We start from the raw sequence: 15,297 nt of genomic DNA, 5'->3' as shown, positions 1-15,297 counted from the left end.
AGCGGCCTTCCCCAACATTAAAGACTCAAGGGTTAGTTTCTTAAAATAAGGTTGTTAGCGAACGTTTACTTTCACTGTTATATGCTTGCCATTCTCGTTGATCTCTATCAGATAGATTCCTGTCGATACCGGGATGCGGGTAGGTCCGATAATTGAGTCGCCATACAGGCTAACTCCAGTCACCGCTATGATACGGATCGAGATTGGACGGGCCGGATGAACGGTTATCGCACCTCGCTCGCAATAGATTTGATGATCGTCGATGATTTGCTCGATACCTACCGTACCGGAGACAGTTACCACACAAGACGCCGTCTTGTTTCCATCATCGGTAGCCACGGTAATCTTGCAAGTACCGATCTTCAATGCGGTAACGACACCATCCGCGTCAACAGTAGCCACCGTCTCGTCGCTGCTACTCCAAGAGACGGTTTTCATAGTGGCGTTATTAGGGGTAACTTTCGCTTGCAAGGCAAAAGATTCACCTACGGCCAATGCCTTGGACGTGATATTCAAAGAAACTCCCGTAACAGCCACATCTGTTCCCGGAGGTGTAGAAACCGGCTTGAACTCTGCTATAATAGCCAAGGACTTATCGACTTCAATCTCTACAGGCGAAGTCGTATACTTCTCTTCGCCTATTTGAATAACGGCCAATTCATAATCCGGATTGGCTTCTGTCTCAATGGTTAGCTTAGTCGCTTTCGCCACAGCGGTTCCACTCGTTATCTCGGTCTTCTCGCCCTCACCTTTCAACATATAGACTTTCAAAGAACCATTTTCCGGTTGAGCGAACGTGACAACTAACGCATCCGAACTTTTCACCGTAACCTCCGCATTCGTAGTCGCATCCTCATAATTCGGATCATACGACGTGAAGATCACTTCCTTTTTCTGGCTATCGCCGGGTTTCAATATAGCTGACGCATCAGCCCATTCAAATTTACCGGATATGGTAGTTCCATCGGCACCTTTCGCAACACCACCGGATAATAGGAATTCCGACAAGGACTGACCTTCCGTGATCGTAGATGCGGTAGGAGCTACTACCTCTACGACCTTCGCTTTCTTTATCACTAATTTCTTGGTTGCCTCGAAAGATCGCCAGTTCTCGTCCCCGGTACGTGTTACAGTCACAAGATAAGTACCTGCGTTCAATGGGGTAGCAACCGACCCATCCGTATTTGAATATTTAATATTTACATCTGTCGGATAACTACCGCTCAAAATGTCTTTCAATTCCACAAGCCTTACGGAACCATTATAAACAAACTCCAAATCTGAAGGATTCGCCGTTATTTTAGGTTTATCCACAAAATTCGGGGTGTATGTCGCATCAGCCGCCAAAGTAACCGTTATCTCTGGGTTCTTTCTATCGGTGCTTGAGACATTTTCACCCCAAGAATCAAAACGCTGATTCTCGCTAGGAGCTACCGCCCGTAACTTTATAACCGTATTCTCCGGAATTTTAGAATAATCGCTAATAACCAAGCCTCCATTCGTAACCTCCGTATTTGAGGCACTTAAAGAAAACGTTTTTACTTCACCAACCGGCATTGAATAATCTACCGATTCATAATTACTCTTGTCAAGTGGGGTAAAGCGCAGAATATTTACCTGATCCTTTGTCGGGCTTCCAGTCACGTTCGCACGAAGCGCCGATTTTTGTGTAGAAGGATTCCATTCCACATCCTCGAAGTCTTGAGTAAGTTTAGCGTCAATCTTTGAATAATCCTCCCCTTCTATAGTCGGTTCTTTCAGCAATGCCATACCAGCCTTCTTGATAATCAGCTCGGCAGTTACATCCACGGCTTTAAATAAATCATCCTCGCCACGGGTAATCCGAACTTTATAAGTTCCGGCCGATTTAGGATTCTCTGTCATTTCTACCCCACTCCGGGAATATGCGACCTTAAAGTCCAAACCGGAATAGCCCGTAATCTTAACCTCGAAATTCCGGTATTGCTTATTATAGACTACCGTTTGCGTCGTCTTATCAATCAGCGAAGCCAAATCTTTCTTCTCCACATAATTAGCGGTAACAACCATAGGGCCAGAAACGGTGAATACGTCTCCATCCTTGATCTCGGAAGAGTTCACCATCATATTCATAAAACGATATCCCGTTTCCGTCTCAACAGAAGCGGTCAGTTGAGTCATATAAGGTACCTTTGAACCGGAAGCCACCTCTTTGCCTGCCTTGTCTTTCAACACGATCTTACCCGCATTAGGAATACTCAACGCCGAGGTTATTTGATATTCCATCAACTGGAAACTTGCGTTCACCGTAACATCTCCGGTTCCAACCGTAAATGAGTCATCAGTCTCATTATAATTCGCACCTACCACTCTCACGGATGCCAGCTCATAGCCATAATCCGCATTTCCTATCACCTTCACTTTCACACCTTCAGAGATAGCCTCACCGGGAGTAACGGGTGCCTTCGTATCCACCTCGATCAGATTCACGCTACCATTCTTCAACTCCCCAACCTTTACCAAATGTTTATCCGGTTCTTTTTGAAGGAAATCGGCCGATATATCAGCGGCTTGTATCAAAGTATAAGAACCGTTATTCACCAAAGCCCCGTTCACCTTCACGGACTGAACCATATAGCCCGGATCCGGAGTCGCCGTGATAGTCAATAAGGTTCCCTGCAAAAACTCAGCACCATTCTTTACCTCCACGCCATTCGCGAAGACCTTCAAGGAACCATTCATCGGATTCGTAAACGTCACGCCATAAACGATCGAATCGAAACGGGCTACGATATCCAAGTTCGTATTCGCTTGCAACTCCCGTGTAGCCGATGTATTCCCATCACTCCAACCGGCAAACCGGTAATTCTTATCCGCGACGGCTGTCGCTTTCAAAACCGAGCCTCTCGCGTATTTATCATTTGCGGTACGCCCCTCCAAGATGACAGTACCGAAATTACCGGCGGTAACATTCATAGAATAAACAGGAATTACGTTCAAGGTTATAAACGTATCTTTAGCCGCATAGAGAACAGGATCATTCGGTTCGAATATCAAGTCGTACTTTTTCTTATCCGGAGAAGCGATCTCGTTCGGAGTTTTCCAGATAAATGATCCGGAAGAAGTTCCATCGATCAAGGTACACGCCGATAAAGCCTGTCCTTCCTCAATACGACCCGGAGTAGGTAACACCAAACTCTCCACCTCTTTCTTGCTCTCCACCACTAACGTAACCGTATCAGAGAGGCTACGGTATGTCAAGTCCTCCGCACGGCTCAAACGGGCCTTATAAGAACCCACGGCCAGCGTGGAAGGCAATGTCGTAACCCAAGCCGTACCGCTCAATTGATATTCGATCTTGATGTCCCCGACAGCGCTTGTTACCGTGACCGGCTTGATGGAGCCGACCGTCTGGACAAGGTTGTTAGCCACGAACCTCACCGTATCCTTGGAGACGAACGCAAAGGTATAGCTATCGCCACTCATCAGATTAGGAGTCGTGTACGTGTAAGAGGTATTTCCATTAGCATACGTTCCCTTGATCTTCGAGATATCCACGTCCGAAGAGGCTTGCTTAATAGCCCCTAGCCTATAGTTGGCATTCGATACGATCGAGAAAATGACGGACTTACCGTAAGCGATCTCACCACCGCTCATGATGTCCTTGTTGTTCATCTTGGCGGTAACCGTACCCTGTCCACCATCGACAGCGTAAGCCAAGGTATTGGCATTACGGATCGTAAACGTTTTAGAGGAATCCTCTAACGCGGCATACTCCATGGTCTCCGGACTAAATAAGACGATCTTATAAGCTCCGACTATCTGCGGTAATGTGGAAGTCTCCGAACCATCGGCCGCACGATATCGAACCGCTTGTCCCGCTATTTCCGGCGTAAACTTAATAACCGGCAAATTCTTCCCGGCCACGATCTCGTCTTTTGTCGCCGAAGAACCTGTTACACTCACGGAAATCGTTTTCTTCGCGGCGAAACCTACCGATAAGGTCGTAGAGGCGGTTAACGAGGCGGTCGTATAGGTATAAGAGATGGTGTTATCCTTATTAAGCGCGCCTTTTGGCAAGGCTGATACCGCAGTTCCATTCACAACAATCTTATTCAATAGAAATCCGGGGTTAGCGATAATTGTAAATACGGCAGGTTGGCCGTTAATGATCTCGCTACCGCTTGCCATGTCCGTAGAGCCCATCTTGGCGGTAACCGTACCTTGTCCGGCCGTTTCCACGTTATAATTTAATACATTCGCTTTAGATACCGTGAACTTCATGTTCTCATCCTTCAAGGCGGCATATTCCGCAGTCTCGGGACTGGTCGCGACGATCGTGTAAACACCATCCGCCGCAGGAAGTTTATCGGATAAAGCTCCGGAAGCGTTCTTATATTGAACCTTCTGCCCCGCTATCGTATTGGGGGTAAATGTGATAACCGGAAGATTCTTACCAGCCAAAACCTCATCCTTCGTGGCAGATAATGGATTGGCTGTTACAGATACGGTTTTCTTCGCGGCAAATCGCACGTCAATAACCGTAGAAGCGGTCAACGCCGATGTCGTATAATCCACATAGGAAGTCTCATTCGTAGAAGAATTAAAAGTTCCTTTCGGCAAAGTCACCTCATTATTATCTACGGTAAGTCTGCTCAACACATAACCGGGCTTGGAGGTAATCTTCAATACGGCTGGCTTATTATAAACGATCTCATCACCACTGGCGATAATGGAGCCATCCATAGAAGCGGTTACAGATCCTTGCGCCTCCTCAAACGAGTAGGAAAGCGTATGGGACGGTTGTACCTTGAATAGAATCTCCTTGTTTATGGCGACTTGCGTATCAGTCTCCGACTTGGTTACGACAACATAATAAAGTCCAGCCTTTTCGGGTAGCTCATCCGTCAAAGCAGCAGAGCCATCCTCCCTGTATTGTACTTTATACCCCGTAATAACCGGGTCAAAAGTAACCTTGGGCAAATTCACCTTCGCCCTTATCTCATCCAAGGTGGCATACTCAGGAGAGATCGTGACCGTCACCTGCTCTTTCGCCTTGAACACCGCCTTGATTTCCGTACTACCGGTTAAAGCGGTGGAAGTATAGGAATAAGTGGTCGTATTATCATTTTGAAAAGTACCGCTCGGCAACGTGCCAATAGTAGCCGTATTCATCGTTATATCCGACAGGACATATCCGGGCTTCGCCGTGATCGTGAAAACGGGTTTACTATTATATGCCACCTTGGAACCTGTGGCTACCGTACTGGTTATGGTTCCTTGATCCGTATTCGCCGAGCTATAATTCAATGTCACCTTGAACGTCGGAAGATCCGGGGCGGAACGTAAATCTGAATCTTGCGCATGTACCTGTGCCATCGCAATGACAGCAAGGAATATCGCTAATATACTCTTTTTCATGTTTATCTTTGTTTTAATCGTTATTTAACCCTTACTAATTGACCGTTCACGGCATAGATGCCCGAAGAAACCATGATCCGCTGTCCGTCCGTAACCTCGCCACGATAAGCGACCTTGCCATTCATTCCGATGATTACCACGTCCATAGGCTCCGGCGTGTGGATCACGATAGCGCCACGATCAGTAGTCACGTAATAACCATCTACCGGCTCGATCGTCTGGTTACCCGTAACCACGCCATCGCCGATACGTAAAGAGCGAAGCGTACTCAATGTCTTGGCGTCTGTCAAGACAAAGCTTTGGAAAGGCTTGATCTCCGGATTTGCCTCTTGCTCGAAAGAGGTTCCATCCGTTGTCAATATATAAGCAGATTGTTTCAAGGTAATCGTAAATGTATTCGGATTCGAGCACATCAAGAAAGTACCTGTTTCAGTTGGAGCGGCAGGTTCTTCCAAAGTCTTGAATTCAAAAGCTCCTTCAGAAGAGATCGTATAGGTATCGCCATTAGCCGCCCAAAGACCAGCCATGCCAAAAGCACTCTCATCCACCACGAACTCCGGAGTCTTGTTATCCTTCAGCCTAGCGAACCAGATACCATTATCAACATTTTGAACACTTGGAGCCAAGATCTCCTCCTCCGTAGAGTTCTTGATCACGGCAGAGGTAAATGGCATTCCAAACGCCTTCCATCCCGTAGCAGACAAAAGTGGAGCGAAACGAAGAGACCGAGCCGTAAACTTCCCTTCCGTAGCGGTAAATACCACTTGTGCATCCTCTTCCATCATCACTGTATCTAAAGCCATAGGCACTGAGACAGTCAGTGTCGCTCCATTTAGAATATTCACCTGTCGATCTTGAAAAGATGTGGCCCACGTAGTATCACTTTTTATGTCAATGGCTACTACACATTCTTTTATAGAAAATGACTGCGCACCTTGATTCAACCAATAAACCCTTTTAAATGGGTTAGCAATAGCATATGCTTTAGCTGTATTTTCCTCTATCACTAAACGACCATCCTTGCAATTAAAAATAACACCATCCGGGATCGTATAAGGCTCCCATGTATTCACATCCGGAAAGAAATTAGGCTTTGCCGCATTTAAAGAATTAAGCGTTTCTGCCATAGTCGTGTCAGGAATCAGTATTATATCTCCCGCATAGGCAATGCCTTCATGGTAATATGTACTCCCATACAATTCTCCAAAATCGATTGCTGTTACTATAGAGACCGCTGCATTCCTAAATGAACCATCCGGTTTATTAATGATTACACAAGGTTTCCCGTTCTGGTCTTGCAATTGCACATCAGTATCTTCCAGCATGATTACATTATTATATTTATCAGGATTCATACCATAACCCACTATAGTTGGATTCTTTATGTTATCAGTAGTTGAGACAATTGTTTTTCCTTTCAGTATAATCTTATTATCACAAGGAATAGGAGTAAAACTACCATTTATTTTAATCGGAGTCATTGCCATTGTCTCTTGTTCAGCAAACTTATTCCCGATATAAGAATCCTCAATCACAATCTCGTTATTGGAAGCTCCCACTGTAGAATTATTTGTTGATATCGCTATAGCCGCAAAGCTATCGGAAACACCCTTATTTTTTGTCTTACCTGTTAAGATACTCCCTCCCGAAACATGGACGTTCATATCTGAGGTCTCATACAAATAGAGAGCACCATATCCTACGATGTTCGATTTATTCTTTATTGTCAATTTTTGATCGCCGGCGTTATTAGCATAAATACAATAATGGTTATTTAGCAAGATTGTCGTACTATCTACCGTCACTGGCGTTTTTTTATGGTGAATATATACACCAAATTGATTCGAACCGTTCACCTGTCCCTCAATCTTTGTATTAACAAGAGAGACATCCGTCAGTTCTCCATCAATAAGAACTCCAGATTGTGCGTTAGCCGCCAAATTTATTGTAGTATTTTCAACACGTACAGTCCCCTTTGCCGTTGCTCCCAGAAGAATCGCATTTTGTAATGCTTCCGCAGGATTTGGGTTCTTACGATCACCATAGCCTTGTGTATTATTATTCATAATACAATTATCTATCAACAAATCCGCATTACCGGTTACCTCTATAATTGGAGTACATTTTCCAGAGGTAACTTTCGTTGGCGTATAATCGATACTCAATCCTTTTATTTTAACATCGGTAGCAGTATTATTGGCAGAGCCATTAACCAAGATCGCACCTTTTATAATAGTCTTGTCCTGCCCAGCTCCTTGAATTGTGATAGATTTATCTAATGGTAGAGTCATTGGTAAAGTATATTCTCCTTCCGGGAAAACGATACGATTTTGATCTGTCAAATCTACCTCAGAAAGTAGACCAGACATATCGCAAGCCGCATTACGTAATGAACCATCTTGGTTGAATACAGTAATCGCTGATTTCTCATCCGCGATCTGGTACTTAACCGTATTGTCGCAATTAAAAGTATTCGTTTTATAGTCCTGTATCAAAACCCCTACATTATTTTTATTCACTTTCAGTACAGAGCCCTCACCAATATTAAATGTATTACCCGTACTACGAACAGAAATAGGATATTGCAGAGCTGTACTTTCCATAAAAGCAAACAAATTAGCATTTTTTATATCAAAGGAATTGTTAATCGCATTGTCTTCTTCATCTTTATTTAATACAATCGTAGCAAAATCATTTGATCCTTTAAGTTGATAGTTATGAGACTCCAATGTTGAATTAGCTATCTTAAACTTATTATTAGATGACCAAATATTGAGTGCCGCCCATGAATCTATTTTTGAATCTACAATTGAAATCGAAAGATTATCATTTAGCGCTGTTACATTTATTGCATAATAAAATCCTTTGATAGTACTATTATTTTTCATTTCTATGGACGATCCATTCATATTTGAGAAACTTATTCCTCTACTATAAGTACCATTCTTCGGATATACCGCAGAAAGAATATGAGAATTATCCAATACAATAGTATTTTTCACCTTAGTCGTATTTCCAAACGAAGAGAACCCTCGATTGTAAGACCCTTCTAAATAAATACAAGAATTCGTAAGAGATACATTCACATTATCACAAATACTATTAGAATCATAGCTTTTTCCCAGATTAACAATGCCCATAGAACTTTTACCCCAACCATCACCACTACCTGCTGTTAGTTGATGAAGATGGACCCCAGACAAATTCAAATTCACATTCTTAGACATCACATTAATAAGGCCTTGGCTTAATGTTGTAGCTTTTGTAATCTGTAAATTCCGCAAATTGACATTGATTACGCTCTCTTCCTCATCCCGTTGAATATCTAGCTGCCCTTCTATAATACAATTTGTCGAATCACTGCCAATAATTGTAATAGACTTTGGAATAACAATAGGTGAAACTTGGGGATAAATTCCCTTTGCCACACGAATGGTAGCCCCATCTGCGGCTTTTTCAATCGCTTTCGCAATTGTAGCCAAAGGAGCTTCCACACCACCTCCGTTACCATCAGAACCCGAAGTGCTGACATACAAATCCGTCTGTCCCCACCCCACACTCGTTGCCACCATAAACACGGCGAACAAGAAAAGTAGTCTTCTTTTCATACGATTAATTTTTATAAGTTAGTAATATTCAATTATTTAAAACATTTACCCTATATTCATAAACTCTGTAGCTTCCAGCACATCAGTCTTCTCATAATCATCATTTACAAGCAGTTATGCGAAATCATCGGTTATAAAACGACTAGTCTAAACGATCATTTTATTCTGGCGTTTTATTGAATTCAACGCATAAGCGTCCATATTTACGTTTATGCGTTGATAATCAATTTTTAAAAGTTTCTCTGGATTTTGTTTTATTCAAAAATATAGCCTATCTTTAACGCCTAGAATAAACGATCGTTTAGACTAGGCGTTTTTATCTATTACAGAATACTTATAGATCAAATATTTTTACGTAAACAAAATTTTCTACCATAAAAACTTTATATCATCACAAGCTATAAGATTCTCTTCTTAAAGCATGTGGAATAGCATAACTAACCAAATATCAGACTGCAACTATACATAATTGAGATAAAAGGAATTCTACAATATTGATTTTATGAAAACATCTACAATATCTACCACTACGCCATGTATGCTTTATAAATCAAAGCATTACATATAGGTTGTAGATAGCCTGACATCTACAATTATCATTCAACATCTACCACTTATACTTGACATTGATACTTTTTCTTTGCATTGGATAAGAAAACGTGTTATTTTTGAAAGACATTTCCCTTAGGGGAACAAAGAGTTTCTCCTAGAGAAAACTAAAGTTTCTTCTAGGGAAAACTAAAGTTTCGTAAGCACAAAACAAAAGTTTTCCGCTATGAAAACTTTTGTTTTATGCCTAAAAAACTATAAATACCTATTATTCAATACATTAAATCAGTACACAAGGTATACAAATAACCAAGCAGGCAACCTGTTGGCATACCCTCGCAGAACGAGTAATGTGGTTAGCGAATAGTGAACGGCTGCATTTAGTGGTTGAAAAGCAGTAAATAGTGGTAGATGCAAGCTGATAGTGGTAGATGTTTATTATCTACCACCATTCAACAAATTTCTTATAATTAGATACTTATATAGATAATGGCAGATATGGTAGATGATTTAGTTTTTTCATTTCATACTCAAGGTACCACTCCAGAAAAATATCAGTACAATGCATTAAGAACCCAAAAGAACGGCTAATAAAAATCAAGGTAAGCTGTCGCTATTATGAAAAGGGAAGCTATAAACATAATTTACGTACGTGTACTATAAAATAATACGCAAGAAAAAACCACAGTTCCGTAGGAACTAAATCCTTACTATCTCTCTCTTTCGATATGGCAAAGATGGGAAGTAATAAGAATCAAATGGTTACAAAAATGACATTTCTTGTTAGATAAATGACATAACAGATCCGCAATCAATCCTAAACCACTCTCCTCTAATATCCTATACATAAATTACCCATTGAGTTCCTACGGTACTTAATAACTTTATAACATATAGCCTATGGAGTATATCTAATAATGTATTAGTTAATCTGAATCTATCAGACTTATCGTATGTAGTTAACATTATCTATTCAATTATGAACAAATGAAAAGTATGAAAAGTAAAATGAGAACTTGGAATGTGGCGATGGGATCATTGTCTTTGCTCTTCCTCTGCGTATCGCCGGCATTGGCTATCGCTACAAATCCATCACAAGAGAACCCGTATACGGAGCGGAACGATGATTCCGTAACTCAACAGAGAACAAGAAAAGTGACAGGTGTCGTGCTTGACGCCAACGGAGAGTCTATCATCGGGGCGAACGTAGTGGTGAAAGGTACCAATAATGGGACAATCACGGATCTAGATGGTAAATTCTCGATCGAATTATCGGATGGTGAAACCCTGCAAGTATCTTTTATCGGCTATAACAGCAAGGACGTTATGGTTGGCGCAGGAGAGAATCATATCAAGGTACAGCTACGGGAAGACACGCAGAAGCTCGATGAAGTGGTAGTAGTCGGGTACGGAACACAGATCAAGAGGGCGGTAACCGGCTCCGTGCAATCCATCAAGTCGGAAGAGATGGCGGATATGCCCGTAGCACAGATCTCGCAAAAGATGCAAGGCAAGTTCGCCGGTGTCCAAATCAATCAAGTATCCGGTAAACCCGGACAAGGAATGACCATGCGAATCAGGGGACAAGCGTCACTGTCCGGAGGAACCACGCCCCTTTATGTAGTGGATGGAATGCCTATCGTGGGCGATATCAGCACGATCAATCCAGACGAGATAGAAAGTATCAGTGTGCTAAAAGACGCTTCTGCCACATCACTTTACGGTTCCCGGGCTGCCAATGGAGTCGTATTGATACAGACAAAGACTGCCCAATCAGGGAAAAAACTAAGCGTCGACGTATATGGAGGCATACAATACGTACCCGAGAAAGGGAGGCCGGATATGATGGATGCCTCCGAATACGCACGGTTCAGGAAAGAGATCGCTGAAGAGAACGGATTGGCGGTCGATCCCGCTTACCAGCATCCCGAAGCGCTGGGTAAAGGCACGGATTGGTATGACGTATTATTCCGTCCCGCCGCTATCCAGAATTACAGTTTGTCGTACAGCAACGGAGACGGGAAGTTTAAATCATCCACCGTAGCCAGCTATTTCAACCAAGACGGAGTGTTGACAAACTCTAATTACCAACGGTTCTCCGCACGAGCCAATACGGAATACGTATTCTCGAAGATCGTCAAGGTAGGCGTGAACCTAGCGCCTAGCTTCTCCATCAATAATAGCCCGCAATCGGACGGTAACTGGACGGAAGATAAAGGTTCCATCCTGCAAGGAGCTATGTTGACAACACCTCTCGCACCCTATAAGAATGAGGATGGCAGTATTCCGCTTGTGGCCAGTGGGCCGGGATTGTTCGATAACCCGAACTGGTATAATGTGGTTCGCCTCAACAAGAACAAGACCCAGAACACCCATCTGATCGCAAACGCCTTCTTGGAGGTAGAGCCGGTCAAAGATTTAAAAGTAAAGACCAGCATCAACGCGGACTTGACACAGAATAAATGGAACTCGTTCAAGCCCTCCACCTCCGGAGAGATCTATAAGGCTCCCTATCAGATCCCCGAGGCGAAGGAATCCAATAATCTATTCTACACTTGGCTGTGGGAGAATACCGCCACCTACAGCAAGCAGATAAAAGATCATTCCTTTGATCTCCTGTTCGGCATATCCGCACAAAAATACCATAGCGAATATACGATGGTGACCGGAACGAACTTTCCCGACGATAAAATATCGACATTCAATGCCGCCCCTACCATCACGGCGGATGGAAACATAAACGAATGGTCCCTTTTATCCTATATCGGCCGTATAAACTATAATTACAAAGGAAAGTACCTTTTAAGCGCAGCGATGCGTAGGGATGGTTCCTCCCGTTTCGGTAAGAACAATCGTTGGGGTAATTTTCCATCCGTATCGGCGGGCTGGATACTCTCGGACGAGGAGTTCATGAAACCATTGGAGAAAACGATCTCTTTCCTCAAGGCCCGTATCAGTTACGGTATCGTGGGAAACGACCAGATCGGTAACTATACGCATTTGGCGACGATCACCACCACGAACAGCAACTTCAATAACGCCTTGGCCAGCGGCAGAAGCATCTCGGGAATGGGAAACCCGAATCTGGGCTGGGAAAGGAATAAGCAAGTCGATGTCGGTCTGGATGTCGGTTTCTTCAATAATCGCTTATCCATCATGTACGATTACTATAGCAAGCGAACGGACGCCCTGCTGTTCTCGCTAGAGGTACCGATCTCTTCCGGCTTCTACAACATCCAGTCGAACGCAGGCAAACTGAAGTTCTGGGGACATGAATTAAGCGTATCCTCCAAGAACCTGACAGGCAAATTACAATGGACTACCGACCTGAACATATCTTACAATGACAATAAATGCTTGCAACTGGGTGTAGATGACGCCCCGATCATCGGTAACAACATCACGCAAGTCGGGGAACGGATCGGACAGTTTTACGGCTTAGTATGGGAAGGGGTCTACAAGAACAAGGAAGAATTCGACAAATACCCGAAGCACGCACAAGCCGATGTCGGAACCATTCGCTTCAAGGATGTGAACGGGGATGGCAAAGTTACCCAAGGGGATGACCGCGATATCATCGGCAATCCAGTCCCTTTATGGATAGTAGGCATGACAAACTCGTTCACCTACAAGAATTTCGATTTGTCAATTGTCGTATCCGGCGGTTTTGGTTTTGAGTTAGCCAATATGGTAGATCAGTTCGCTGGAAATCTGGATGGTGTGTTCAACGTGTATAAAGCGGTAGACAATCGCTGGAAATCACCGGAGAATCCGGGTAACGGCCGTTATGGAACGACCAAGATGGGTACCACGGCACCAGAACGTGACTGGTTCAGTTCCCGTTTCCTTTATAACGGAAACTACTTGACAATCAAGAATATCACCTTAGGCTACCAAGTTCCGTTAAGAAACCGGGATATCATTAAAGGATTACGAGCTTACGTCAGTTTCCAGAACGTATATACGTTCACTAGCTACATCGGCGCTAATCCCGAGGTGAATATCAGCAATACGGGAACAACGGCGAATAGCTTGCAACAAGGATTCGATTATACCACCTATCCCGTTCCACGGACCATTACGCTGGGTTTAAATGTTAACTTCTAACTATCTAATTATACGAAATATATGAAAACGATATTCAATATAGCCATAAGCATCGCTTTAGGATGTAGTTGTGCCTCCTGTAGTGATTTCTTGAATCTTACGCCGTATAGCGAGATCACCGCCGAGAACTTCTACCAGAACGAGGAGGATTTCAGGCAAGCCGTAAATGGAGCTTACGAACCTTTACGGAACATGTACAACACGGAAGAGTGGAATCTGGGAGAGGCCAAATCGGATAATACGACGTATATCATCCATATCGCCAAATCATCCTTAGACGGAGAAGATCCGGATCAGTTCCTTGAGACATCCACTAATGGTAATGTCGGTACGAAGTATAATAACTGCTACGTAATCATCGGACGATGTAACCGGATTATCTCAGAAATAGACCAAGCGGATTTTGACGCAGAAGCAAAAAGCAACCTCAAAGGACAAGCTTTGTTCCTTCGGGCATTCTGCTATTTCAACCTAGTACAATACTTTGGCGGCGTACCTCTGCATACGACACCCTCTACCGTGTATGAGGAGGCATTTAAACCCCGTGCGAGCGTAGACGAAGTATATGAGCAAATCATGAAAGACGCACAAGAAGCCAGTGATCTCCTACCTGTAAAATCAAGGCAAGAGGTAGGAAGAGTTTCCAAAGGCTCCGCACAGACCTTATTGGGAAACGTATACATGGTACTAAAACGATGGGCGGAAGCAGAACAAACGCTGAAAGAGGTGGTATCCTCAGGCGAGTATGAGTTATTAGCGGATTACGGCTCCATCTATTCCATCTCGAACAAGAACCATAAGGAATCTATCTTCGAGATCCAATACATGCAAGACGCCTCATTAGGACAACAAAGTGATTTCATATACAGATTCTTGCCCTATATGACGAATCCGTCTGCCATCACGGGAACAACCCCTAATCCTTGTCCTTCCAACGTAGACCATGGTGGGTTTAACACCCCTACGATCGATCTAATCAACGCATACGAAAAGGGAGACAAACGGTTGGACGCATCCATCGGTATGGTGGAAGGTAAGCTCACCGATAGCTACGCCCTCGACGCTACCGGCGTGAAAAGTATAGTTGACTATGAGCCAGCTCCGGGAATAACCGCTTATCCTTTTATCAAAAAATATTTTCATGAGCATATAAAGCCCTATTACACGGATGACAACTGGCCGGTCTACAGGTACGCGGAGGTATTGCTCTTTCTGGCGGAAGCTATCAACGAGCAGAATAGGCCGGACGAGGCTATCCATTATCTGAATGACACCTTCGGGCAAGCAAGTATCCGGGGAAGGGCGGGATTAGCTCCTGTCAAATCCCAGAATGTAGATGCGTTGAGAGAGGCTATCTACCAAGAGAGACGGATCGAGCTGGCATTCGAGAACAAACGCTGGACAGACCTTCTGAGAACGGGACGAGCCGTGGAAGTCATGACACGACATGGACAAAAGATAAAGGCAAATCCCGAATCTTATTATTGGCCCGACGGTGTTCAACCCGTGGCGAACGCTTATCTGTTCAACCCAGATAAATGCTTGTTGCCCATACCTCTGCGAGAAATCGACTTGAACAGCGAGCTTAAACAAAATCCCGGATATTAACGAAGTTATTCTTATATTCGCATCA

The 15,297-nt window shown here is 43.6% G+C and carries 4 protein-coding genes; 2 read left to right on the top strand and 2 right to left on the bottom strand.

Going from position 1 to position 15,297, the window contains the following annotated elements:
• Positions 1-54 precede the first annotated feature (54 nt).
• A complete protein-coding gene (locus CI959_RS10850) occupies positions 55-5,400 on the bottom strand; it encodes an Ig-like domain-containing protein (protein WP_057317371.1) in 5,346 nt (1,781 codons plus the stop codon).
• Between the two features lie 20 nt (positions 5,401-5,420).
• Positions 5,421-9,008, bottom strand: a complete 3,588-nt coding sequence (locus CI959_RS10845) for a DUF1565 domain-containing protein (protein WP_226766830.1) — start codon at positions 9,006-9,008, stop codon at positions 5,421-5,423.
• Positions 9,009-10,553: 1,545 nt separating this feature from the next.
• Between CI959_RS10845 and CI959_RS10840 the strand changes: the two genes are divergently transcribed.
• A complete protein-coding gene (locus tag CI959_RS10840) occupies positions 10,554-13,664 on the top strand; it encodes a TonB-dependent receptor (RefSeq protein ID WP_011966841.1) in 3,111 nt (1,036 codons plus the stop codon).
• A 21-nt stretch (positions 13,665-13,685) separates the two neighbouring features.
• On the top strand, positions 13,686-15,272 hold the full coding sequence (locus tag CI959_RS10835) for a RagB/SusD family nutrient uptake outer membrane protein (protein ID WP_008779922.1): 1,587 nt from the start codon (positions 13,686-13,688) through the stop codon (positions 15,270-15,272).
• Positions 15,273-15,297 lie beyond the last annotated feature (25 nt).

The organism is Parabacteroides sp. AT13, assembly GCF_002272965.1.
Taxonomy (GTDB): domain Bacteria; phylum Bacteroidota; class Bacteroidia; order Bacteroidales; family Tannerellaceae; genus Parabacteroides; species Parabacteroides distasonis.
This window is presented reverse-complemented; position numbering and strand designations above follow the sequence as displayed.

What these genes read in the sequence shown, in the direction of transcription:
- CI959_RS10850 (WP_057317371.1), bottom strand. Translation starts at nt 5,400, where the DNA reads ATGAAAAAGAGTATATTAGCGATATTCCTTGCTGTCATTGCGATGGCA.
- CI959_RS10845 (WP_226766830.1), bottom strand. Translation starts at nt 9,008, where the DNA reads ATGAAAAGAAGACTACTTTTCTTGTTCGCCGTGTTTATGGTGGCAACG.
- CI959_RS10840 (WP_011966841.1), top strand. Translation starts at nt 10,554, where the DNA reads ATGAAAAGTAAAATGAGAACTTGGAATGTGGCGATGGGATCATTGTCT.
- CI959_RS10835 (WP_008779922.1), top strand. Translation starts at nt 13,686, where the DNA reads ATGAAAACGATATTCAATATAGCCATAAGCATCGCTTTAGGATGTAGT.